This is a genomic window from Domibacillus sp. (assembly GCF_031181085.1).
In the GTDB taxonomy this organism is placed as follows: domain Bacteria; phylum Bacillota; class Bacilli; order Bacillales; family Domibacillaceae; genus Domibacillus.
This window is the reverse complement of record NZ_JAPSLE010000014.1, coordinates 19,076-41,525: the sequence shown is the minus strand read 5'-3', so window position 1 is coordinate 41,525 and position 22,450 is coordinate 19,076. Positions and strand designations below refer to the sequence as shown.

Sequence of the window (22,450 nt, the reverse complement as noted above, 5' to 3'; positions counted from 1 at the left end):
GAAAATGGGGTTTTCGTCTTTTTGTTTTAGCTTATTTAGTTGACTTGTAACTAAAACAACACAAAACCTTGATTGCTCATTCAATATTAAAAAGGACTGTCGACTTTGTCGACAGCCTGAAGCAGCTCCTTAAACGGAGCTGCTTTTTTAACGTGAGGTTAACGTCGATTTTTTTACTTTAGGCAAAATTTTCTCAAGCGGTACTTTTCGCTCGCGTACCCAGGTTGATTCATCTTCGGGGTCAAATGCTTCTAAAAACTGAATCACTTCTTTTACGATAGGTGTTGGTGTAGAAGCGCCGGCGGTGACAGCCACTGTTTCGGCATCTTTAAGCCAGTCAATATTAATTTCAGAAACATCAGACACCCGGTATGCACTGGTGCCGGCAATTTCAATAGACACCTGCGCAAGTCGATTGGAGTTATTGCTTTTCGGATCTCCTACGACAATCAGTACGTCTGCTTCACCGGCTTGTTCAGCCACTGCTTCCTGCCGCACTTGCGTCGCAAGGCAGATTTCTTTATGCATTTCTGCATGTGGATACTTTTCTTTGATCGCATCCATAATATCAATAACATCCCATTGGCTCATGGTTGTTTGGTTTGTAACGATAATTTTATCATTTTTCATGTCCAGCGCCTTAACATCGTCTGCATTTTCCACAAGGTGAACAATTTCCGGTGCCACACCAACGGCGCCTTCCGGTTCCGGATGCCCTTTTTTGCCGATGTAAATCACATGATAGCCTTCTGCTTTTTTAGCCCGGATTAAATCATGGGTAACGGTAACATCCGGACAGGTTGCATCGATTGTCGTTAAGTTTTTTTGGCGGGCAATTTCCCGTACTTCCGGCGACACACCGTGAGCCGTGAAAATGATTGTGCCTTCTGATACCTGCTCAATAATGTCTTTTCGGTTTTTTCCGTCAAGGGTAATGATGCCTTCCGCTTCAAAAGCATCTGTAACATGTTTGTTGTGTACAATCATGCCTAAAATATAGATCGGACGCGGCAATGTTTTATCAAGAGCGGCGTTACGGGCAATAACCATTGCATCAACAACACCGTAACAGTAACCGCGTGGTGAAATTTTTATTATTTTCATACAGCATCCTCCTCCAGCTTCTCACTTTATTATAAAGGAGAAAGCAGGGAAAACAAAGCGATCAATCAAGCCGGCCCGGAAACCAGGGCACAGACTCAGCTGTCCGCATTTTTTCACGCTGTGGAGGCAGAGTGCTTGCCGCTTCTTTTACTTCTTGCTGTGGATCGCTTTCAGGGTCCGGCATGGATTGTACGGTCCGGTAAAGCCTCCACATAGCCGGAAGGTTTTTAACAAGCGGGCCGTACTGTTCAATCAACGGCCTCATCTGTTCAGCAGTCGCCATGACCTGTCTGGCTTGTTCCAGCCACCGTCCCGATTTTGCGGCTGTACCGAAGAACGGAGGCATTGGCGGCTGAACAGGCGGGTGGGTAGGGGGAGGAGTATAAAAAAATCCACGTCTGGCATTCGGTGCATATCGAGGCAGCAACGTAGTCACCCTTTCCTTTTTCTCTATCGTATTCATATTGGAAAGATCATGTGCGTAAACCTTCTTTTGCTTTCTTGACGCTTTTAGTATATTATCGTAACGTGCATAAACTTTGAACGTGAAAGGAATTTGATGCCATATGGCAAACTATACATTTGAACAATACGGTCTAAAGCCGTTTATTTATAAAGGAATCGAAGCGTTGCGCTTCAAAGAGCCTACGCCGATTCAACGTAATATGATTCCGCTTATCCTAAAAGGAGAAAGCGCAATTGGACAATCCCAAACGGGCACAGGAAAAACCCATTCATATGTACTGCCTATTTTAAACCGTATTGAAATCGACAAAAAAGAAGTGCAGGCTGTAATTACAGCTCCAACGCGCGAACTAGCCACGCAGATTTATCAGGCATTCCAAAAAGTGGCAAAAGAATCAGAGGAAGAGATTTCTATCCGTCATTTTGTCGGGGGAACGGATAAAAAACGGGATATAGAGCGATTGAAAAACCCGCCACACATCATGGTTGGGACACCGGGAAGAATTGCTGACCTTATTGGCGATAATGCGATTTCTGTTCACAAAGCGGAAATGCTTGTTGTAGATGAAGCTGATTTAATGCTTGATATGGGCTTTATCAATGATGTAGATCGAATTGCATCCGGTATGCCAGAAGAGCTTGGCATGTTTGTTTTTTCTGCTACTATTCCGCAGAAACTAAAACCTTTTTTGAAAAAATACATGGAAAATCCGGAATACGTACACATTGAGCCTAAACGCGCATCTGCTGCTAACATCGAACATTTGCTTGTAGCGGCAAAGAGCCGTGATAAAGTAGACGTTGTGTATGATCTACTGCAAGCCTTTAATCCGTATCTGGCTGTTGTATTCACAAACACGAAGCAAAAAGCGGATGAAGTAGCGGATAAGCTAGCGGCAAAAGGCTTGAAAACCGGTCGTATCCACGGTGACCTGCCGCCTCGTGAACGGAAAAAAATGATGAAGCAGGTTCATGACCTTGAGTACCGTTATATTGTCGCCACAGACCTTGCTGCCCGCGGGATTGATATTGAAGGCGTCAGCCATGTGATTAACTATGAGCTGCCAGCAGATCTTGACTTTTACATTCACCGGGCAGGCCGTACAGCTCGTGCCGGTGCATCCGGCATTTGTGCAACAGTTTATCTTCCAGCTGATGAAGATGCGATCGCAAAACTGGAAAAACGCGATATTACGTTTTCGAATGGTGATATCAAAGGTGGAGAAATGGTTGAAACAGCCGATCGTAATCGCCGTAAAAAACGGGAGAAAAAAGAAGATACGATCAATCCGAAAGTCAGAGCGGTCACAAGCCGCCCGCAAAAAGTGAAGCCGGGCTATAAAAAGAAACGGAAAATGGAAGTAGCAAAAATTGAAAAACGCCAGCGCCGTATTGACGCCCGCAATAAAAAGTAACAGGGAGTTTAAGAATGTTGAAAATAGGATCACACGTTTCAATGAGCGGCAAAAAAATGCTGCTTGGTGCTAGTGAAGAAGCAATTTCTTACGGCGCATCTACCTTTATGGTGTATACAGGCGCCCCTCAGAACACGCGCCGAAAGCCAATTGAGGACCTGAATATCGAGGCCGGGCGCCGCCATATGGAGCAAAACGGAATCAGCGAAATTGTCGTTCACGCTCCTTATATCATTAACCTTGGCAATACCATCAAGCCGGAAACATTCGAGCTGGGAGTAGATTTTCTTCATATGGAAATCGAACGGTCAACAGCAATTGGTGCGAGCCAGATTGTGCTTCATCCAGGCGCCCATGTTGGAGCTGGAACCGAAGCAGGGCTGGAAAAAATTGCGGAAGGTTTGAACGAAGTGCTTCAGCAAAACCAGTCCGTGCAAATTGCGCTGGAGACGATGGCTGGAAAAGGAACAGAATGCGGCCGCCAATTTGAAGAAATCGCGATGATTATGGATATGGTCCATCATAACGATAAATTATCGGTCTGCTTTGATACGTGCCATACACATGATGCGGGTTATCCAATTCGAGAGGACTTTGACGGAGTTTTAGATCAATTTGATCGAATGATCGGTGTGGACCGCCTTAAAGTGCTGCACATCAATGACAGTAAAAATGAGCGCGGCGCCGGTAAAGACCGGCACGAAAATATTGGCTTTGGCTATATTGGCTTTGATGCGCTGTCTTATATCGTGCATCATCCTCAGTTGACCGATATTCCTAAAATCTTGGAAACACCTTATATAGGAGAAGATAAAAATACAAAAAAACCCCCATACCTTCAGGAAATTGCCATGCTTCGAGGCAAGCAATTTGATGAAGGCATAAGGGAAAAAATTGTAGCAGGCGTTATAACTTAAGGAAGTGCATATATGGACGGAGCATTTTTTCAAGCGCTGCGGCTTCTCGTTTGCCGAGAATCCTTTCAGCTGCTTGAAAAAGCTCGGTCCTTTTTGTTTCGGAAAACAAATCCACTTCGTGGCGGGCGAGCCAGTCGATAAACTGATTCGCCTGCTTTTCGGTCAAGGAAACTTGGAATTTTCTTGCTTGCTCCATCAGCTCAGCTTTTGTGATGGTTTGAACACGGCGATTGATCATTTGATGAAGAGGCTGCATACCGGGCTCCTTTCTTAAGGTCACTTCATTTACTTGAGAGCGGCCATCCTGTATACTGGATAGTGTTTAAATCGTAATCATTCTTACCTTAAAGGAGTTCTATATATGAAGGAAAAACCGCCTGTCATTGATATACGCGACGTGAACTTTCGTTATGACCGCGAAAATGTTCTCGAGCGGATCAATCTGTCGATTCCAAAAGGTTCCTTCGTCGGCCTGGTCGGCCCAAACGGATCTGGGAAATCAACATTATTAAAAATTATATTAGGCTTATTAAAAGCCAAAGAGGGGCACGTAGAACTTTTTGGTGTTCCGCAAGATAAATTTAGGGAATGGGACCGGATTGGTTTTGTTTCGCAAAAAGCGAATTCTTTTAATACCGGTTTTCCGGCAACTGTTTTTGAAGTCGTCATGGGCGGACTCGTAAAAAAAATGGGATTGTTCCGTCGTCCGGGTTCTAAAGAAAAGGAAGCGGTAGAACAGGCTGTTCGCGCTGTTGGAATGGAGTCTTTTTTAACACGCAATATCGGTGATTTATCCGGCGGCCAGCAGCAGCGTGTATTCATCGCCCGGGCTATCGTATCTAATCCATCTGTTTTAATTTTGGACGAGCCAACGGTTGGGGTAGACAGCCAAAATGTCGAATCATTTTACCATATGTTGACGCATTTGAATCAAGACCTGGGGATGACGCTGCTGCTTGTCACGCATGACATTGGCGCCATTACCGACAAAGTGACACATGTAGCCTGCTTAAATAAGTATCTGCATTTTCACGGCAGTATGCAGCAATTTGTAGAACTTGATGAGCAAGAACTGTCCGATTTATATGGACACGGCATCCGCCTGCTTGATCATCATCACGATCACTGAAGGGAAGACCATTATGATAGAAGCTATTTTCACCTATGAGTTTTTGCAGAATGCATTTTTATCCGGCGCAATTATTGGTATTATTGCGCCACTGCTCGGCGCATTCATAGTAGTACGCCGTTTGTCTCTCATTGCAGATGCGCTAAGCCACGTTACGCTGTCAGGCATTGCGGCAGGCCTGCTTCTTGGACAAACCTTTCCGGCGCTTTCCGCTGTAAACCCGCTTTATTTTGGAATGGTATTTTCCGTTGGGGGCTCCCTGCTGGTGGAACGGCTGCGAAACGTGTATAAACATTATCAAGAGCTGGCCATCCCGATTATGATGTCCGGAGGAATTGGACTTGGCGTTATTCTGATTTCCATTGCAAACGGGTTTAATACAGATTTGTTCAGCTACTTATTCGGCAGTGTCAGCGCGGTGAGCCGAAATGATTTATATGCTGTTATCGGAATCAGCATCATTGTTCTTGTTACAGTGTACTTACTGTATAAGGAATTGTTTGTTTTATCGTTCGATGAAGAGTATGCAAAAGCCTCAGGCATCCCATCTAAGGCCGTACATCTCGCATTTATTATTTTAACAGCTCTTGTGATTGCCGTTTCAATGAGAATTGTCGGTGTTTTGCTTGTATCGGCTTTAATGACACTTCCTGTTGCGGCTGCTATGCGGATTGCGAAAGGATTTAAGCAAACCATCTGGCTGTCTGTTTTATTTGGAGAAGTTTCCGTGATTGCCGGCTTAATCAGTGCTTTTTATCTTGACCTGGCACCGGGCGGTACGATCGTTGTAACGTCTATTATTATTTTGTTAGGAGTAATTTTTTGGAAAAAAGAGAAAAACTAGTAAAGAGGGGTCCATCATGAATTTAACAAAAGCGATGGAAATCATGAAAGAAAAAGGCTATAAGCAAACAGGAAAGCGGGAGGAAATGCTGGCACTGTTTGCAAGACAGGATAAATACTTAACAGCAAAGGATGTTCTCGAAGAAATGAAACATGACTATCCGGGCCTGAGTTTTGATACGATTTACCGTAATTTGGCTCTTTTTGCTGAAATGAATATATTGGAAGAAACCGAGCTGTCGGGCGAGCGTCATTTCCGCTTTGCCTGTTCTCACAATCATCACCATCATCACTTTATTTGCATGGAATGCGGAAAAACAAAAGAAATAGATATGTGTCCCATGAACGAAGTGAGGGAGCTCGCAGGCTGCGAGATCACCGGACACAAGTTTGAAGTATACGGCAAGTGTGAAAAATGCATGAAAAAAGCGTGACCAAAAGAATTTCTTCTGGTCACGCTTTTTTATGTGTGTATAAGCGGACGGATTTCGCCTTGCTCAAGCCACTGTTGCACCCATAAATCCGCTTCATGCCAATTGTTCACGCGAACGACATGATCAGGAACGGGATCTTGATTATAAGGTGTGTTAAATAAAACAACGGGAATATGCAGCTCTTCCGCCAGCGTAACGGCATTGTCGTGTTTATCCTCAAAGAAAATATCCACCTTGTGCCGTTTTGCTGCTTCCACTTTATCGTGAGAGCCGATTAATTCAATATGATCATAATAAATTTGCTTATCTTGAAACCACTGCTCGGTGACATCAAAAAGATGCTGGCGTCTTGCGCTTATAAAAAGCAGGTGAAACTGTTTCTGCCATTTTGCTAAAATGCTGTCCGCTCCCTCCGCCAAAGGGGAAGCGGCATAAATAGCAGGCTCTGTTTGATCAAACCAATCCCGCATTTTGTCTGGCGGAATGTTCAAAGCAGCCGATAAATCATACTGTTTGATATCCTCAAGAGTAATATTAAGCGAGAAAGCTTCGTTAATAAAAGGAACAAGGCTTGCTGGACAAGTGACTGTACCGTCAATATCTATACCGAACCGTTTTTGTGACATTGCAATCACTGCTCGACCGCAAGCGCTTGTTTCCGGTGATACTCTTCCGCAATCAAATCGATCTCTTTTTTCAATTCTTCAACCATTGTTTCTTCCGGTACTTTTCGGACTGTTTTACCGTGGCGGAACAGGAGGCCTTCACCGCGGGCGCCCGCAATACCGATGTCCGCTTCGCGTGCCTCACCTGGCCCATTTACTGCACAGCCAAGTACCGCGACTTTAATAGGTGCTTTAATCTTGGAAATATACTCTTCTACTTCATTTGCAATCGAAATCAAGTCGATTTCAATTCGACCGCATGTTGGGCATGAAATAAGTGTAGCCGCATTGGCAGCCAGGCCAAATGATTTCAGCAGTTCGCGTGCTACTTTCACTTCTTCAACCGGATCGGCACTTAGTGAGATACGGAGCGTGTTCCCAATTCCTTTGCTTAAGATGGCACCAAGGCCCGCCGCACTTTTTACAGTTCCTGCAAAAAGAGTGCCGGATTCTGTGATCCCCAGGTGCAGCGGGTAATCAAATGCTTTTGCTGCTTTTTCGTATGCTTCAATGGCTAAGTTTACATCCGATGCTTTCATGGAAACAATGATGTCATGGAAATCAAGATCTTCTAAAATTTTAATGTGATGAAGAGCACTTTCAACCATGCCGTCTGCTGTCGGATAGCCGTACTTTTCAAGAATTTTGCGCTCTAAGCTTCCGGCGTTAACGCCAATTCGAATCGGCACACCTTTCGCTTTTGCTGCGTTTACAACAGCCTCCACTTTCTCACGGCGTCCAATGTTGCCCGGGTTGATACGGATTTTATCAACGCCTGCTTCAATCGCCTTGAGTGCTAATTTATAATCAAAATGAATATCCGCAACGAGCGGAATGTTAATTTGGCTCTTGATCGCCGCAAGCGCGTCTGCAGCACGCTCGTCCGGAACGGCAACGCGTACAACTTGGCAGCCCGCTTCTTCAAGGCGGTTTATTTCAGCAACTGTTGCTTCAACGTCGTGTGTTTTTGTTGTGGTCATACTTTGAATAACAACCTGGTCGTTTCCGCCAATCGTTAAATTGCCAACTTTCACTGGACGGGTTTTCGTGCGGTGGGTGATTTCACTCAATGGTGATTCGCTCCTTTAAAAGTTAATCTGACTATCATATCTGTTTCATTCTATCAGAGGAGCGGCTGTTCAGACAACAATTCCGTTCACTGCATTGCGGGAGGAAGATAGTGTGTGGAAAAAAGAACCATACTAAGAACAAGCAGCCAATCAAACCAATAAGTGTGTAAGAAGGTTAGGCTGCTTATATCAGCTGCTGCCATTATACAAAGCGGTAAAGTCAAAGAGTAAGCTGCCATCCTAAATAGATGGCGGTATTCGCCGCGCTTTTTTAAGAATAAGACAAGTATTAAAGCAATTAAAGCAAACGACGTTGTTTTTAGGAATAATGTAAATGAAAGAAAAAGATAATAGAAAAAAAGTACAGTGAGCAAAAAAATGGCCTCATTTACCGGCTGATTCCGGTGAATGGATATGAAAGGAAAAAGCTCTTTTACTTTATCTGCTGCCCAGTCGGCATTTGTAAATATATAAACGAAAGATGGCCAAAAAGCCGGCAGAAACATGATAAATGAAAGAAAAAATATATAGGTGATTGTTTTACCGATGCTTTCAAATCGAAAAGATGCAATATGTTTCGGAGAGTATAAACTTTTACTAAATCTTTTGAATAATGTCATGTGAGCGAGATCCTTTCTACACGAAATTACCATTTATTATATAGAAGGAAGACTTAGGAATCTATCATATTTTAGTTATAACGGTCATTGTTTGTAATGTTATTGTAACAATAGGGGAGTTTTTTTAATCAAATGTAAATTTTGAAGGTAGAGGCTTTACTTTTATAATATATTTTCTTAATAATTAGTGAGGAATTTGTCGAAAACATCTGAGTGGAGCTGAAGAAATGGAAATTAATGTCCAAGAAATTCTTTTTCAATTTTTTGGAGGTTTAGGTATATTTTTATACGGTATTAAGCAAATGGGGGATGGACTCCAGGCTTCGGCCGGCGACCGCCTTCGCGATATTTTAGACCGATTTACCACAAACCCCTTAATGGGCGTTTTAGCCGGAATTTTAGTAACAATCTTAATCCAAAGTAGTTCTGGCACAACGGTAATTACGGTTGGGCTGGTCAGTGCTGGCTTTATGACGCTTAAACAAGCGATAGGAGTAATTATGGGTGCTAATATCGGCACGACTGTGACAGCATTTATCATTGGTATTGATATTGGTGAATATGCGCTTCCAATTATTGCTCTTGGATCCATACTCATTTTCTTTTTCAAAAGCAAAAAAACAAACAATGTGGGCCGGATTATTTTTGGTTTTGGTGCGCTTTTCTATGGCTTGGAGCTAATGAGCGGAGGAATGAAGCCGCTTCGCAGTCTTGAAGCATTCCACGATTTAACGGTTAGCATGGCGTCGAACCCTGTTTTAGGTGTTGTTATCGGCACGTTGTTTACGGTGCTTGTTCAAAGTTCCAGTGCCACAATTGGTATTCTCCAAGGCCTTTTTGCTGAAGGGCTTCTTAACCTGGATGCAGCTCTTCCTGTTTTGTTTGGAGATAACATCGGGACAACAATTACAGCGGTACTTGCTTCGGTTGGTGCATCTATTGCGGCTAGACGAGCTGCTGCAACCCATGTGCTATTTAATATTATTGGTACGATAATCTTCTTGGTTATCCTGCCGCTGTATACAGCTTTGATTAGTTATTTGCAGCAATCTTTAGGGCTCAATCCGGAAATGACGATTGCCTTTGCACATGGGACCTTTAACGTAACCAATACGATCATTCAATTACCATTTGTGGCAGTGCTTGCAGCGATTGTAACAAAGCTTATTCCTGGCGATGATGCAATTATTGAATACAAGCCGAAGCATTTAGATCCGATTTTTATTGAACAATCTTCCTCGATCGCGCTAAGCCAGGCGAAAGAAGAAGTTGTTCGTATGGGGAACTTTGCGGTTAAAGGCATGGAAGAAACACACGAATATTTAAAAACGAGACAGCAAAAGCATGCTTCAAATGCAGAGCAAATTGAGCAAGCGATTAATAACCTTGATCAAAAAATTACTGATTACCTTGTGCAAGTCGGCGCAAAGCAATTGAGTTCTACAGATTCAGAGCGGCATTCCAGTTTATTAGATGCTGTTCGTGATATTGAAAGAATCGGGGACCATGCAGAAAATATATGCGAGTTGGTGGAATATCAACAAGCCAATAAAGTAGTTATTTCAGGACAGGCGGCAGCAGATCTTAATGAAATGTTTGAACTGACTACAGAAACTGTTTCAAAAGCAATTCGTGCCTTGGATGCTAACGACTTAGCTCTTGCACGCGAAGTAGCAGAACAGGAAGAATTGATTGATAAGATGGAACGGAAACTTCGGAAACAGCATATTCTGCGTTTAAATGAAAGAAAATGCACAGGACAGGCAGGCGTCGCTTTTGTAGATATGATCTCAAACTTAGAACGTATGGGTGACCATGCTGTAAATGTAGCAGAAGCTGTTTTAGGCACTCGTGATTTATAAGTAATAAGCCGCCGTTATGGCGGCTTTATTTTATGTATGAGCATAGGGCTGTTATTGGCACGGAAGTAATTCGTTGAAAGACTTTGTTTAATAGCTTTTAGAGGCGTGGGAAGAAGCATGTTGATTGTTGGCTTGTCCCGCCTTCGCTTTGCTTTTTGTTATGGGCATAATCATTGCGCCGTGTTCACAATTTTGTTAATCTTAGTTATGTTAGGTAAATCACTTTATTTTGGGAGGAATTAAACAATGGCTTTTGAATTACCACAGCTACCTTATGCGTATGACGCACTAGAACCCCACATCGATAAAGAAACGATGAACATCCATCACACAAAACATCACAACACGTACGTTACAAACTTAAACGCAGCCCTAGAGGGAAATGAAGAGCTTCTTTCTAAATCAGTAGAAGAAGTGATTGCAAACTTAGATGCAGTTCCTGAATCTGCACGTACTGCGGTACGCAACAACGGCGGCGGCCATGCAAACCATTCTCTTTTCTGGCAGCTTCTTTCGCCAAACGGCGGAGGCGCGCCAACTGGAAAGCTTGCGGAAGCAATCGATGCAAAATTCGGAAGCTTTGACGCGTTCAAAGAAGAATTTGCAAAAGCGGGAGCTACACGCTTCGGTTCAGGCTGGGCATGGCTTTCTGTTGCAAATGGCGAACTTGACCTTTCGAGCACACCAAACCAGGACTCCCCAATTATGGAAGGCAAAACACCAATCCTTGGCCTTGACGTATGGGAGCATGCGTACTACTTAAATTACCAAAACCGTCGCCCAGATTACATAGCTGCATTCTGGAATGTAGTAAATTGGGATGAAGTTTCAAAACGCTACGAAGCAGCTCTTTGATATAAGTGCTCATAAAGCCGGTCCGATTATCGGGCCGGTTTTTTGGTGGAAAAAACCCATTGATTTCGATACAATGAATAATAGAGTAAATGAAACGAAGAAAGGGTTAGGCGGTTGAAAAAAGCGAATAAGAAGAAAAAAACGCATGTACCGTTTCGGATGAACATGCTGTTTTTTGTGGTTTTCCTATTGTTTTCGGCTCTGATATTCCGGCTTGGTATTGTCCAAATTGTACAGGGAGAAGATTATCAGCGCAAAATTGAGCGGACAGAAGATGTAACAGTGAACACAAGCGTGCCGCGCGGGAAAATTTATGACCGGTACGGGAAAGTCGTAGTAGATAACAAGCCGCAAAATGCAATTACGTATACACGTTCTTCCAATGCGGATCCAGAAGAAATGATGAAAACAGCAGAAAAACTTGCCCAGTTAATTGAAAAAGAGACGGATCAAGTGACGGAGCGTGATAAAAAAGATTTTTGGATCACGAAACACCCGAAAAAAGCAGAAGCAAAAATTACCAATGCAGAATGGGCTGCTTACAAAGAAGACAAGCTTACAGAAGATGAAATTTATGACATGCAGCTGGATCGAATTTCAGAAACAGATTTAAGTGAGCTGACAGCGGCAGAACTTGAAGTATTAGCCATTTACAGAGCGTTTACAGCGGGTTACGCGCAAACACCGCAAATTGTTAAAAATGAAAATGTAACGGATGTAGAATACGCTGTAGTGAGTGAGAACTTATCATCCCTTCCGGGTGTGAATACCACTACCGACTGGGAACGTGCGTATGCATACGATGGTACGTTAAAAACGGTGCTTGGCAATATTTCTTCTTCTAAAGAAGGACTGCCAAGGGAAATGGCGGACTACTATCTGGCACGTGGTTACAGCCGCAATGACCGGGTAGGGAAAAGTTATCTGGAATATCAATATGAAGATATTTTGCGCGGCCAGAAAACAAAGATGAAAAATGTGACCGATAAATCAGGAAATATCCTTGATTCGGAAATCATTACGGAAGGCCAGCGTGGAGACGATCTTGTTTTAACCATTGATATGGACCTTCAAACAGCCGTAGAAAAGATCATTGAAGAAGAGCTGACAAAAGCAAAATCAAGTTATCATCCATTTTTAGACCGGGCATTCGTTACCATGATGGATCCAAACACGGGTGAAATTCTTGCCATGGCAGGGAAACAATACACGACATCTGATGGGAAACCGAAAATTGTCGATTTTGCACTCGGTAACATGACCACATCTTATGCAATGGGCTCGGCTGTAAAAGGAGCGACTATTTTAACAGGGTATATGACCGGGGTCAATGAACCGGGTGAACGCATCGTTGATGAGCCGCTTTATTTTGGCGCAACGAAAAACTCAAAAAGTTCGTGGTTTAACAGAAATGGCGCCATGAGTATTAGTGACACCTATGCACTGATGCGTTCTTCCAATGTATACATGTTTAAAACAGCAATGGAAATCGGTGGAACGAGCTATGTACCGTATGGAAGATTGAAAATTGACTTTGACGCGTTTACAACGATGCGCAAATACTTTAGTCAATTTGGCCTCGGCGTAAAAACAGGTATTGACCTACCGGGTGAACAACAGGGGTACAAGGGAATCATTAATGAAACCGAACCCGGTAAGCTTCTGGACTTCTCCATTGGCCAGTTTGATACGTATACGCCGCTTCAGCTTGCGCAATATGTATCGACCATTGCAAACGGCGGCTACCGCATGCAGCCGCATATTGTAAAAGAAATTAGGGAGCCGATTTCTTCAACCAATAAAATTGGTCCGATCGCGGAAGAAATTGAGCCTAATGTATTAAATACGCTGGAGCTTGAACCTGGATGGATCGAACAAGTGCAGGAAGGGTTCCGCCTTGTTGTTCACGGATCCGAAGGAACAGCGGCAAGCTATTTTGGGGATGCCCCGTATAAAATGGCAGCCAAAACAGGAACAGCTGAAGGTGTATATGACGGTCCTTTAAAAGAAAAAAATAAAAACCAAATGACCTGGAATGTGACCCTTGTTGGATACGCTCCTTATGACAACCCGGAAGTAGCGATGGCCGTTGTCGTTCCGTGGGCATATGAGGACAGCTCCAGTTCGATTCCGATCAACCATTATATCGGCCGCCGGGCAATGGACAAGTATTTTGAGCTAAAAGAACAAAGAGCCAGTGAGAAACCAGCCCAGGCCGTGATTGATCAGGATATTGTGCCAAAAACAGGTACAGAAACATCTGATGCAGACGAATCTGAAACAGAGGAATCTGAAGACGAATAAAAAACAGCCTTTCCGCTTACTTTAACGGAAAGGCTGTTTTTTGTTGAAAAGATTATACCTGTTTTGATGGGTTCAACGAATGTATAAAAACGATAAGAAGGGATGTCAGAAAATTTTTAAAATAATTATTTTTCATAGTAATCGCTTTCAATGATAAAAATCAACATTTATTTCTTTAAATCGCCTGCGATTTACAAAACCTTAACATTTCATTAAAACCTTATTAATACTCATCCTTTATTGTATTCAATGTAGCAGATAACAAAAAACAAACTCGCAGGGGGAAATCAAGAATGAAACCAGTTAAAGTTCTCACACTATCAGCACTAGTAGGATCAGCGCTTGTAATGGGTGCATGCGGCAATAACAATGCTGATAATGGAGCAGGAGGAAATGGCGAAGAAGGACAAGATGCACAGCTTCAAGGCCAAATCTCGATCGATGGTTCATCAACAGTTTATCCGATTGCTGAAGCAGTAGCAGAGGAGTTTATGCTTGAACAGCCGGATGTAAAAGTAACAGTCGGATTGTCTGGTACAGGCGGTGGATTTGAAAAGTTTATCGCTGGCGAAACACAAATGAGCAACGCATCTCGCCCGATTAAGGATGAAGAAGCACAAGGCCTTAAAGATGCGGGTATTGATTACACAGAACTTCAACTTGCTTATGATGGACTATCTGTAGTCGTTAACAAAGAGAATGAGTGGGTAGACCAATTAACAATAGACGAACTGAAAAAGTTATGGCTTGATAATGGCAAAACAAAAAAATGGTCTGATATTCGTGAAGGCTGGCCGGCTGAAGAAATTAAATTCTACTCTCCAGGTACAGATTCCGGAACATTTGATTATTTCGATGAAGTAATTCTTGACGGAGGTCAAATCGACAAGTCCGCTACACTTTCTGAAGATGATAACGTTCTTGTACAAGGTGTAACAGGAGACAAAAACTCAATTGGTTACTTTGGTTATGCATACTACCTTGAAAACAAAGACAACTTGAAAGTGGTACCAATTGTAAATGGAGAAGGAAAAGCCGTTACACCAGACGCTGAAACAATTAAGAGCGGCGAGTATGAGCCACTTTCACGTCCATTGTACACATATGTAAGCAACTCGGCTGTTAAAGAAGATGAAGCAGTAAAGGCTTATACACAATTTACACTTGAAAATGCAGCAGCTCTTGCAGAGGATGTAGGATATGTAGCTCTTCCTGAAGAGGAGTATACAAAGCAGCTTGAAACAATTGAAGGCTTAAAATAATTGTCACTGGATTAAAAAAAGCGGATAAAGAAAAATACACCAATAGAGGGCAGAGCCCTCTATTGGTGTACATGGGTTGAAAGGAGCAAGATTGGGTTGAAAACAACAAACAAAGAACTCAGTCCTGTTCAACAGCTGCTTGAAAAAAAATATAATAGCGGCTTTTTGAACAGAAGTGAAAAAATTATTCCGGTGGTTTTGTTTCTTATGGCTGCCGTTTCAGTGTTAACCACACTCGGAATCGTTTTAACACTGATTTTTGAAACGATCACTTTCTTCGGTGATGTTTCGATCGTTGAATTTTTTACAGCTAAAGAGTGGTATCCATTCTCAGGAACAGATCCTGTTTACGGTATTTGGCCGCTTGTATTGGGTACATTAAAAATAACAATAATTGCTTCATTATTTGCTATCCCCATCGGGCTTGCAGTAGCTTTGTATTTAAGTGAATATGCAAGTGCGCGCACACGTAAAATTATGAAGCCAATTCTTGAAGTGCTTGCAGGTGTTCCAACGATTGTTTACGGATTTTTTGCCTTAACATTTATTACTCCGGTTTTACGCGGTATTTTCCCTTCGCTTGAAATGTTTAATGCGATCAGCCCGGGAATCGTAGTTGGAATCATGATTATTCCAACAATTGTTTCCCTGTCTGAAGATGCTCTTTCTTCGGTTCCAGAATCTGTTCGCCAAGGTGCGCTTGCACTCGGGTCAACAAAATGGGAAACCGCATCAAAAGTTATTTTCCCGGCAGCTCTTTCCGGTATTCTTGCATCGATTGTGCTTGGTGTCTCCCGCGCTATCGGGGAAACGATGATTGTATCCATTGCAGCAGGATCAACGCCATCTGCTTCCTTGGATTTAACAACATCCCTACAAACAATGACATCCTACATTGTACAAGTTACGACTGGTGATGCAGGATTTGGCACGACGATTTATTACAGTATTTATTCTGTCGGCTTTACATTGTTTATTTTTACCCTTCTGATGAATATACTAGCTCAATTCATCTCGAAGCGTTTCAGGGAGGAATACTAATGGAAAACACTGCACGGGTTAAATCAGAAGAAATGGTAAGCCGTATTGATGGCCGCTTAGCAAAAAATAAAGTCGTCAAAGGAATTTTCTTGACGGCAACGATTTTTACGTCCATTATTTTAATTGTGCTGCTTTACCGTATCATTTCACAAGGTGCTCCTTATTTAACATGGGACTTTTTCCAGAATTTCGCGTCGCGCCGTCCTGAGCAGGCGGGAATTAAAGCAGCTGTTATTGGTACGCTTTGGATGATGAGTGTGGTTATTCCTACAGCCGCTATTTTGGGGGTCGGTACAGCGATTTACCTGGAAGAGTACGCAAAGAAAAACAAGTTAACTCGCTGGATTCAAATGAATATTTCAAATTTAGCGGGTGTACCTTCTGTTGTATTCGGTCTTCTTGGCTTAACTATTTTCGTTCGTGTGTTTGGCTTTGGAAATAGTATTTTAGCTGCAGGCTTTACAATGGCTCTGCTTGTTCTTCCGGTTGTCATAGTAGCAGCCCAGGAAGCGATACGCGCTGTTCCAAAGGAACTTAAGGAAGCATCATTTGGTCTTGGTGCAACAAAGTGGCAGACGATCTACCGAGTAGTTCTTCCGTATGCGATACCGGGTATTGCTACAGGAAGCATCTTAGCTTTTTCACGTGCTATTGGTGAAACGGCTCCGCTTATTGTTGTCGGCATTCCAACATTCGTTGCGTTTCTGCCATCTGGCTACTTGGATTCATTTACAGCACTTCCAATGCAAATTTACAACTGGACAAGCCGTCCGCAAGTTGACTTCCATAACCTTGCAGCTGCGGGTATTATCATCCTGCTGGCCGTGCTTATTTTAATGAATTCTGTTGCAGTTTGGATCCGCAACCGCTATCAGGCAAGATAATAAACCTTGGGAAATCGCGATTGAAAACTTGGAGGGAATGTAAAATGGCGTTAACTGCTGTAAATACAACGAAAAACAATCAGTCTGTTCAAAACGAGGAACTGTTCGTATATAACACTAAAAATTTAAACCTATGGTATGGAGAGCACCATGCTCTTAAAAACATCAATTTAGGTATTAAAGAGCGGGAAGTCACAGCGATTATTGGTCCATCAGGCTGTGGAAAATCGACATACATTAAAACATTAAACCGCATGATCGATCTTGTGCCAGGTGTAAAAACAACGGGGCAGATCGAATATCGCAACCGGGACATTTTCAGCAAAGATTTTCTTGTAGAAGAATTGCGGACACGTGTCGGCATGGTATTCCAAAAGCCAAATCCGTTCCCGAAATCTATTTATGAAAATATTGCATTCGGCTTGAAAATTCACGGTATTAAAAACAAGCAAATCATTACTGAAACAGTGGAAAAGAGCTTGCGTGGAGCAGCTCTTTGGGATGAAGTAAAAGACCGCATCCACGAACCTGCTTATGGTTTGTCAGGTGGACAGCAGCAGCGTCTTTGCATTGCGCGCTGCCTGGCTCTTGAGCCGGATGTCATTTTAATGGATGAGCCAACTTCTGCATTAGACCCGGTTTCAACTCTAAAAGTAGAAGAACTTATTCAAGAACTAAAAGAAAAATACTCGATCATTATCGTGACACACAATATGCAGCAAGCTGCCCGTATCTCTGATAAAACAGCTTTCTTCTTAAACGGAGAAGTTGTGGAGTTTGATTCTACGGATACCATTTTTAACAATCCTGCAGATAGTCGTACAGACGATTATATTTCAGGACGCTTCGGATAAAAAAGAAAAGCCGGCGCTTTAGCGCCGGCTTTTTTGTTATGCTGTTTATTTTGTTAGTGCATCAGCCACTTCTTTTTCTGTCATGTCCTTCTTTAAAACAAACGACCCTGTTTGCAGCTTATCTGCGTATCCATTGGCTATTAAAAATTGATTAAAAGCTGTCTGGTCCTGGATGATGCCGGATTCCTTTAATTTGGCCGCAATTTCATTAGAAGACATGCCGGATTCAATTACAACTGTAACGGATTGAACAGCCGTTTTGGGGGCTGTCGTTTCTTTTTGGGCAGAATCAAGCTGTTGTTCTGTCTGTTCGTTTTCTTTTTTTTGAACGACATAATTCTCTGCCTCCAGCCGTTGAATCATCTGTTGTGCTGATAGTTCAATAGGGCGCTCGGGCGCTGTTTGATCAGAAATATACAGGGCTGCTGAAGCCGCAAGAAGACCGAAGCCAAAAGCGCGAATAGGCTGTTTCCTCATATTGATGAACTCTCCGTCTGCATGTTTTCATCCAAAATGCTCTTTACCTGCTCGGTTGAAAGAGAGGATTGTGCAGCAATTTGGGCAATAGGTGTGCCTTGCTGATAAAGGGCAATCACCTGGCTTTGAATAATCTTATTTACAGCAGCAGCCGGCTTTTCGGTATGTACAGCAGGTGTTTCTCCAATGAGCAGCTCTTCCTCAAGCACTTTTAATTTTTTGTTAAATTGATAGTGCTCCTGCAACATTTTCATGGATAATTCCTCAATTTCTTTTTCCAGCTGCCGCTGTTTATCGGGCAGAAAAAAGGACAGCAAAATAAAAAAGGCACCGGCGCAGGCCAATCCGATGGTTAGTTCATTCATAAGAAATCTCCTTTCGTTTTCTTTGTCCATATTGTACCACATCGTATCCGCAGGAAGGGGTGCGTTGGGCAATTGCCGCCTGCTATTGAACGTGATACCATAATGATATAATGATATTTTGATTAGGAAAACTGCCGGATCGAGGTGATACATATTGATTGAGGAGATTGTAAGGCTGAAAAATGAGAATTTCTCTTGGGAACAAATTGCAGCAACATTATCTATTCCAAAGCAGCAGGCAAAACAAGAGTGGCAGTATAGACTAACAGAAAAAGCAAAGCGAGACGTACAGAATAGTCTTCATACTGTATTGTTGTCGAAAGAACGAATTTATTGCAAGTGGCATCTCGATCCTTTTTTATTAAGGGCGGCTTTCTATTGTGAAACTCCGTTAAATCCTGATGTACTGGATCTTCGTATTTTTGACGTAACAGATATTTATTTTAATGGAACGAACGCTCACTCCATGACATGTGTAAAAGTAAACAAGGAGGATGGCTTCTGGATACTAAAAGGGTTAAAGAGCAATCGTTCTTACCTTTGTGAAATCGGCTATTTAACAAAAAACTATTCTTTTTGGCCGATTCTGCAATCACATCCGGTTCATACTTCATACGAGCGCAGTACAGACTATATACTTAAAGCAGGAGAAGCGGAAGCGTTTTATCAACATTCTTTCAACGAGCCAGCCTGGATCGAACATCCAGATTGCTTGCAATAAACCGATACTAGCTGAAGGAGGTAAGGGAAAATGAAATATTCTTTTTCAAATATTATGATGGTTAATCATCCCTTTCGGCCTCTTGCTCTGGCTGGGTCGACAGCAGACAGCGAGGAAATCATCACACTGATGAAGGCATATGGAACCCTGCTTGAAGCAGCAAGCCGTACGGAGCCTGGAAAGCCGGTTACAGGCGTTGTGAATTTATTTACATTGGGCTGGATGAATGGAGCTCGAGGAAAGATGGCTGTCGCTTCTTTTATGAAGCTTCAACCGGACGGGGTACTGCCTGCGGTTTTACGCGCACATAACGGGTCTTTTATTCAAGCTTTTAAAGAGTTGATGACACAGCAAAAGCTTGTGCTGCTGCCTGTGTCTCTCAGCCAGTTTCCTTTGACGGCTTATACATTGAAAGGGGCAGCAAAGGAAGACTTAAAACGAACTTCTGCTATATGGAAAGAACTATTCGGCACTCTGCCTTTATCCATATGGCTTCCGCGTGGCGCTTATACACCTGGGATAGACGAACTTCTTTTGCAGGAAGGCTGTAAGTTCGTATTTCTTCCGCATGATGCTTTTCCTTTAGAGGAACAGGAAGGGGTTCAGTGGGTGTCTCCGCGCGGCCTTGAACTGATTCCGTATCGGAAGGATCATCCAGAAAGCGGAACAACAGGCGTCACGCTTTTTTCTTTAGCTGGGCAGGGCGCCTGCAGGCATTGGGAAGATATTCAAAAAAGGCAGGTATCCTCGTCTGATTGTTCTTCTGCAAAGCGTGTGATTCATTTTCCACTCGTGTATGAAAACTTGAATGAAGGACATACATTGATTACGGCGGAAGAACTTCATCGTTGTGATCCTATTATTCATTTAAAAGAAGAGTGGGACGAAAAGTATGCCCTCGCTATTTCAGAAGCGGCAGGTGTTTTAGATCTGGAATGGGCTTATTGTATTTATGCGGCTGTTCATGGCTTAAAAGAGGAATTAAAAAGCGCTATTGATTCCTTGCGCTATTTATTAGATGGAGCCCATAAAGAGTTTCCGGACCTCGATTATGCACACCAGCGCATGCGTCTTCATTATGGAGTAACGCTTCAATCCAAACAGTTTGTTGGCGGCGTAGAAAGAATGGAAGGAGCTGTCCTGCTGCTTTCATGGGAGTATCCGCCAAACATTGTCGGGGGAATGGCACGGCATGTTCATGGACTTGCAGAAGCACTTGTTGCGTCTGGACGTGAAGTGATTGTTTTGACATCTTCCCACCATGAATCAGCAGAATATGAATGTGTCAATGGCGTTCACATTTATCGATCCGGCCCGCTTCATAAAGGAGAGCAGGATTTTTTAAAGCAAACCTCCGATTTGAATCTGTGTCTTTTTCAAAAAGCGATGGAGCTGATGCATAAGCACGACATTGCTCTTATTCATACCCACGACTGGCTGACAGGAGACGCGGCAATTCTGCTTGCCGAACAAAAGCAGCTGCCGCTCATCTCTACTATTCATGCCACCGAGCATGGACGGAATAATGGGCTGCATAATGAGCTGCAGCATGCGATTGCGTCAAAAGAGAAAAAGCTCATTGAAGCTTCCGATACGGTTATTGTGTGCAGCCAGCCGATGAAGGAAGAATTACGGGTTTACTATGAGGGATCAGGGAAAGATATATACGTGGTGCCGAATGGTGTGGAATTTGAAGAAAGCGTATCAGGCTTGACAAGGTTTCGCTCTATGGAGCCCTTTATTTTTTCAATCGGCCGTATGGTGTTTGAGAAAGGTTTTCAAACATTCTTTGAAATGAACTTAAAAAACTTGAAAAAAGAAAATATTCAGTTTATTATTGCGGGTAAGGGTCCTCTATTAGAAACATGGCGTGAAGAAGTGAAAAAGCGTGGACTTGAGGATACGATTCATTTTGTCGGCTATGTGAGTGACGAGGAAAGAAGGGCTTTGTTTCAATCTTGTAAAGCGGCTGTATTTCCAAGTCTGTACGAACCGTTCGGTATTGTGGCTCTGGAAGCCATGGCGTTCCGAAAGCCTGTAATCGCAGCTGCAACAGGCGGGTTAAAATCGTTTGTTTTACATAAACAAACCGGGCTTTTGTTCGAACCAGGCAATGCCGAAGACTTATCCGAGAAAATAGCGGCTGTTTTGGATCAGCCCGGTTATGCAAATGAACTAGGTTTGAATGGACATGAAATGGCGAAAGAACTTTACAGTTGGGCACACATCAGCGCACAAACAGAAAAGATCTACGATCAGACCGTTTTCATCAAAAAAATGGAGGGAGTTCGTACATGATAGGTATTCTGCTTGCTGGGGGGCGTGGAAAAAGGCTGCGCCCGATAACTGACCACATACCAAAGCCAATGGTCCCATTGTTGGGTAAACCTCTTTTAGATTACAATTTAAATGTTTTTAAAAGAAATAAAATTTACCGCGTGATCATGACGGTTTGTTATAAAAAGGAAGTTATTCAGCAGCATGCAGGTTTCGGCCATCAAAATGGACTTGATATTCAATATATAGAAGAGTGCGAGCCTCTTGGTACTGCCGGAAGCTTATTTGCCTCCAAAGGGTTATTTAAAGAAACACTCGCTGTTTTAAGCGGTGATGCACTGACCAATATACCGCTTCGCCAGGCGTATAATTTTCACAAAGAAAAAGGAGCCCGTGTAACCATTGTTACGGCGAGAGCAGAGCACCCGGAGCATTTTGGTGTCTGCCTCACAGATCAAAGCGGAAAGCTTCTTTCTTTTCTTGAAAAGCCTTCTAACGTGCAATTGTGGACGAATCAAGTAAGCACGGGAATTTATTTGGTTGAACCGTCCTTGTTTGAAGATTACGCACTTTATGGGAAAGCAGATTTCGCCCAGGATGTATTTCCAATGCTTCTGGCCAATCAGGAGCCGGTTTATGTGTATGAAACGAATGCATACTGGCAGGACATTGGCACCCATCCCGCATACAAGCTGGCTGAGAAGCGGCTTAAGCGGGGAATACCAGGAATTACGAACCGTCTGCAGCCTGTTTACCCGCTTTCGAATACATTTCCTGCTTCTATACTGAACGAAAACGATGGACTTGCAGAGCGGTCCGATTGTTATTCAACAATGTTGAAAAAACAGGCTGGCATTTCTGATGAAAAGGTGCTATTATAGTAAAG

The 22,450-nt window shown here is 42.9% G+C and carries 23 protein-coding genes; 15 read left to right on the top strand and 8 right to left on the bottom strand.

The window, feature by feature from the left end; all coding sequences use genetic code 11:
• Positions 1–147: 147 nt before the first annotated feature.
• Positions 148–1,104: a 4-hydroxy-3-methylbut-2-enyl diphosphate reductase gene (locus RIN81_RS15285; RefSeq protein ID WP_309091625.1), complete on the bottom strand. Its 957-nt coding sequence runs from the start codon at positions 1,102–1,104 to the stop codon at positions 148–150.
• Between the two features lie 61 nt (positions 1,105–1,165).
• Positions 1,166–1,531, bottom strand: coding sequence for a VrrA/YqfQ family protein (vrrA, locus tag RIN81_RS15280; RefSeq protein WP_309091623.1), 366 nt, complete (start codon positions 1,529–1,531; stop codon positions 1,166–1,168).
• 139 nt (positions 1,532–1,670) lie between these two features.
• Between vrrA and RIN81_RS15275 the strand changes: the two genes are divergently transcribed.
• Positions 1,671–2,984 (top strand): DEAD/DEAH box helicase, encoded by a 1,314-nt coding sequence (locus RIN81_RS15275; RefSeq protein ID WP_309091621.1) that lies wholly within the window; start codon positions 1,671–1,673, stop codon positions 2,982–2,984.
• 14 nt (positions 2,985–2,998) lie between these two features.
• Positions 2,999–3,901, top strand: coding sequence for a deoxyribonuclease IV (locus tag RIN81_RS15270; RefSeq protein ID WP_309091619.1), 903 nt, complete (start codon positions 2,999–3,001; stop codon positions 3,899–3,901).
• On the opposite strand, the gene RIN81_RS15265 is transcribed toward RIN81_RS15270, so the two are convergent.
• Positions 3,891–4,157, bottom strand: coding sequence for a DUF2624 family protein (locus RIN81_RS15265; RefSeq protein ID WP_309091617.1), 267 nt, complete (start codon positions 4,155–4,157; stop codon positions 3,891–3,893). The genes RIN81_RS15270 and RIN81_RS15265 overlap by 11 nt on opposite strands.
• A 105-nt stretch (positions 4,158–4,262) precedes the next feature.
• Here RIN81_RS15265 and RIN81_RS15260 point away from each other — a divergent pair, with 105 nt between their 5' ends.
• Genes RIN81_RS15260 through RIN81_RS15250 form a run of 3 tightly spaced genes read left to right on the top strand, consistent with a single transcriptional unit; the run spans position 4,263 to position 6,307 of the window.
• Positions 4,263–5,030 carry a metal ABC transporter ATP-binding protein gene (locus RIN81_RS15260; protein ID WP_309091615.1) on the top strand — a complete coding sequence of 256 codons (768 nt, stop codon included), beginning with the start codon at positions 4,263–4,265 and terminating at the stop codon, positions 5,028–5,030.
• A gap of 13 nt (positions 5,031–5,043) precedes the next feature.
• The gene (locus tag RIN81_RS15255) at positions 5,044–5,874 is read left to right on the top strand and encodes a metal ABC transporter permease (RefSeq protein WP_309091613.1); all 831 of its coding nucleotides are present in this window, start codon (positions 5,044–5,046) and stop codon (positions 5,872–5,874) included.
• Positions 5,875–5,890: 16 nt separating this feature from the next.
• Positions 5,891–6,307, top strand: a complete 417-nt coding sequence (locus RIN81_RS15250; protein ID WP_242233443.1) for a Fur family transcriptional regulator — start codon at positions 5,891–5,893, stop codon at positions 6,305–6,307.
• A gap of 29 nt (positions 6,308–6,336) precedes the next feature.
• Here RIN81_RS15250 and RIN81_RS15245 read toward each other — a convergent pair whose 3' ends face one another.
• The 3 genes from RIN81_RS15245 to RIN81_RS15235 all read right to left on the bottom strand — a co-directional run bounded on the left by RIN81_RS15245 (position 6,337) and on the right by RIN81_RS15235 (position 8,662).
• The gene (locus tag RIN81_RS15245) at positions 6,337–6,933 is read right to left on the bottom strand and encodes a hypothetical protein (RefSeq protein ID WP_309091611.1); all 597 of its coding nucleotides are present in this window, start codon (positions 6,931–6,933) and stop codon (positions 6,337–6,339) included.
• 5 nt (positions 6,934–6,938) lie between these two features.
• Complete coding sequence (gene ispG, locus RIN81_RS15240; RefSeq protein WP_242233492.1) at positions 6,939–8,033, bottom strand: flavodoxin-dependent (E)-4-hydroxy-3-methylbut-2-enyl-diphosphate synthase; 1,095 nt, start codon at positions 8,031–8,033, stop codon at positions 6,939–6,941.
• Positions 8,034–8,128: 95 nt separating this feature from the next.
• On the bottom strand, positions 8,129–8,662 hold the full coding sequence (locus RIN81_RS15235; protein ID WP_309091609.1) for a DUF1189 family protein: 534 nt from the start codon (positions 8,660–8,662) through the stop codon (positions 8,129–8,131).
• Between the two features lie 227 nt (positions 8,663–8,889).
• Here RIN81_RS15235 and RIN81_RS15230 point away from each other — a divergent pair, with 227 nt between their 5' ends.
• From RIN81_RS15230 to pstB, 7 genes are all read left to right on the top strand, one after another.
• The gene (locus tag RIN81_RS15230; protein WP_309091607.1) at positions 8,890–10,524 is read left to right on the top strand and encodes a Na/Pi cotransporter family protein; all 1,635 of its coding nucleotides are present in this window, start codon (positions 8,890–8,892) and stop codon (positions 10,522–10,524) included.
• A gap of 246 nt (positions 10,525–10,770) precedes the next feature.
• On the top strand, positions 10,771–11,379 hold the full coding sequence (locus RIN81_RS15225; RefSeq protein WP_050180865.1) for a superoxide dismutase: 609 nt from the start codon (positions 10,771–10,773) through the stop codon (positions 11,377–11,379).
• A gap of 159 nt (positions 11,380–11,538) precedes the next feature.
• Positions 11,539–13,683 (top strand): peptidoglycan D,D-transpeptidase FtsI family protein, encoded by a 2,145-nt coding sequence (locus tag RIN81_RS15220; protein WP_309091632.1) that lies wholly within the window; start codon positions 11,539–11,541, stop codon positions 13,681–13,683.
• Positions 13,684–13,976: 293 nt separating this feature from the next.
• Positions 13,977–14,945: a PstS family phosphate ABC transporter substrate-binding protein gene (locus RIN81_RS15215; RefSeq protein ID WP_309091605.1), complete on the top strand. Its 969-nt coding sequence runs from the start codon at positions 13,977–13,979 to the stop codon at positions 14,943–14,945.
• A 96-nt stretch (positions 14,946–15,041) separates the two neighbouring features.
• Entirely contained in the window at positions 15,042–15,986 is a 945-nt protein-coding gene (pstC, locus tag RIN81_RS15210) for a phosphate ABC transporter permease subunit PstC (RefSeq protein WP_251271042.1), read from the top strand.
• On the top strand, positions 15,986–16,870 hold the full coding sequence (pstA, locus tag RIN81_RS15205; RefSeq protein ID WP_242233449.1) for a phosphate ABC transporter permease PstA: 885 nt from the start codon (positions 15,986–15,988) through the stop codon (positions 16,868–16,870). Before pstC ends, pstA begins: the two co-directional genes overlap by 1 nt.
• Before the next feature lie 44 nt (positions 16,871–16,914).
• A complete protein-coding gene (pstB, locus tag RIN81_RS15200; RefSeq protein WP_251271041.1) occupies positions 16,915–17,724 on the top strand; it encodes a phosphate ABC transporter ATP-binding protein PstB in 810 nt (269 codons plus the stop codon).
• 45 nt (positions 17,725–17,769) lie between these two features.
• Here the strand turns inward: pstB and RIN81_RS15195 are convergent, their stop codons facing one another.
• Positions 17,770–18,201, bottom strand: a complete 432-nt coding sequence (locus RIN81_RS15195; RefSeq protein WP_309091602.1) for an endolytic transglycosylase MltG — start codon at positions 18,199–18,201, stop codon at positions 17,770–17,772.
• Positions 18,198–18,566, bottom strand: coding sequence for a helix-turn-helix domain-containing protein (locus RIN81_RS15190; RefSeq protein ID WP_309091600.1), 369 nt, complete (start codon positions 18,564–18,566; stop codon positions 18,198–18,200). Before RIN81_RS15190 ends, RIN81_RS15195 begins: the two co-directional genes overlap by 4 nt.
• Positions 18,567–18,720: 154 nt before the next feature.
• Between RIN81_RS15190 and RIN81_RS15185 the strand changes: the two genes are divergently transcribed.
• Genes RIN81_RS15185 through RIN81_RS15175 form a run of 3 tightly spaced genes read left to right on the top strand, consistent with a single transcriptional unit; the run spans position 18,721 to position 22,445 of the window.
• Positions 18,721–19,287 (top strand): DUF4912 domain-containing protein, encoded by a 567-nt coding sequence (locus tag RIN81_RS15185; protein WP_309091598.1) that lies wholly within the window; start codon positions 18,721–18,723, stop codon positions 19,285–19,287.
• A gap of 30 nt (positions 19,288–19,317) precedes the next feature.
• A complete protein-coding gene (locus RIN81_RS15180) occupies positions 19,318–21,585 on the top strand; it encodes a glycosyltransferase (protein WP_309091596.1) in 2,268 nt (755 codons plus the stop codon).
• Positions 21,582–22,445 (top strand): nucleotidyltransferase family protein, encoded by an 864-nt coding sequence (locus tag RIN81_RS15175; RefSeq protein WP_242233455.1) that lies wholly within the window; start codon positions 21,582–21,584, stop codon positions 22,443–22,445. Before RIN81_RS15180 ends, RIN81_RS15175 begins: the two co-directional genes overlap by 4 nt.
• Positions 22,446–22,450 lie beyond the last annotated feature (5 nt).

Bases quoted from the DNA above. Each gene is read 5' to 3' on its own strand.
- RIN81_RS15195 (WP_309091602.1), bottom strand. From the start codon at position 18,201: ATGAGGAAACAGCCTATTCGCGCTTTTGGCTTCGGTCTTCTTGCGGCT.
- RIN81_RS15265 (WP_309091617.1), bottom strand. From the start codon at position 4,157: ATGCAGCCTCTTCATCAAATGATCAATCGCCGTGTTCAAACCATCACA.
- RIN81_RS15245 (WP_309091611.1), bottom strand. From the start codon at position 6,933: ATGTCACAAAAACGGTTCGGTATAGATATTGACGGTACAGTCACTTGT.
- RIN81_RS15235 (WP_309091609.1), bottom strand. From the start codon at position 8,662: ATGACATTATTCAAAAGATTTAGTAAAAGTTTATACTCTCCGAAACAT.
- RIN81_RS15175 (WP_242233455.1), top strand. From the start codon at position 21,582: ATGATAGGTATTCTGCTTGCTGGGGGGCGTGGAAAAAGGCTGCGCCCG.
- RIN81_RS15285 (WP_309091625.1), bottom strand. From the start codon at position 1,104: ATGAAAATAATAAAAATTTCACCACGCGGTTACTGTTACGGTGTTGTT.
- pstB (WP_251271041.1), top strand. From the start codon at position 16,915: ATGGCGTTAACTGCTGTAAATACAACGAAAAACAATCAGTCTGTTCAA.
- RIN81_RS15230 (WP_309091607.1), top strand. From the start codon at position 8,890: ATGGAAATTAATGTCCAAGAAATTCTTTTTCAATTTTTTGGAGGTTTA.
- RIN81_RS15220 (WP_309091632.1), top strand. From the start codon at position 11,539: ATGAACATGCTGTTTTTTGTGGTTTTCCTATTGTTTTCGGCTCTGATA.
- RIN81_RS15255 (WP_309091613.1), top strand. From the start codon at position 5,044: ATGATAGAAGCTATTTTCACCTATGAGTTTTTGCAGAATGCATTTTTA.
- RIN81_RS15225 (WP_050180865.1), top strand. From the start codon at position 10,771: ATGGCTTTTGAATTACCACAGCTACCTTATGCGTATGACGCACTAGAA.
- RIN81_RS15260 (WP_309091615.1), top strand. From the start codon at position 4,263: ATGAAGGAAAAACCGCCTGTCATTGATATACGCGACGTGAACTTTCGT.
- RIN81_RS15180 (WP_309091596.1), top strand. From the start codon at position 19,318: ATGAAATATTCTTTTTCAAATATTATGATGGTTAATCATCCCTTTCGG.
- RIN81_RS15190 (WP_309091600.1), bottom strand. From the start codon at position 18,566: ATGAATGAACTAACCATCGGATTGGCCTGCGCCGGTGCCTTTTTTATT.
- pstA (WP_242233449.1), top strand. From the start codon at position 15,986: ATGGAAAACACTGCACGGGTTAAATCAGAAGAAATGGTAAGCCGTATT.
- RIN81_RS15275 (WP_309091621.1), top strand. From the start codon at position 1,671: ATGGCAAACTATACATTTGAACAATACGGTCTAAAGCCGTTTATTTAT.
- RIN81_RS15215 (WP_309091605.1), top strand. From the start codon at position 13,977: ATGAAACCAGTTAAAGTTCTCACACTATCAGCACTAGTAGGATCAGCG.
- RIN81_RS15270 (WP_309091619.1), top strand. From the start codon at position 2,999: ATGTTGAAAATAGGATCACACGTTTCAATGAGCGGCAAAAAAATGCTG.
- RIN81_RS15250 (WP_242233443.1), top strand. From the start codon at position 5,891: ATGAATTTAACAAAAGCGATGGAAATCATGAAAGAAAAAGGCTATAAG.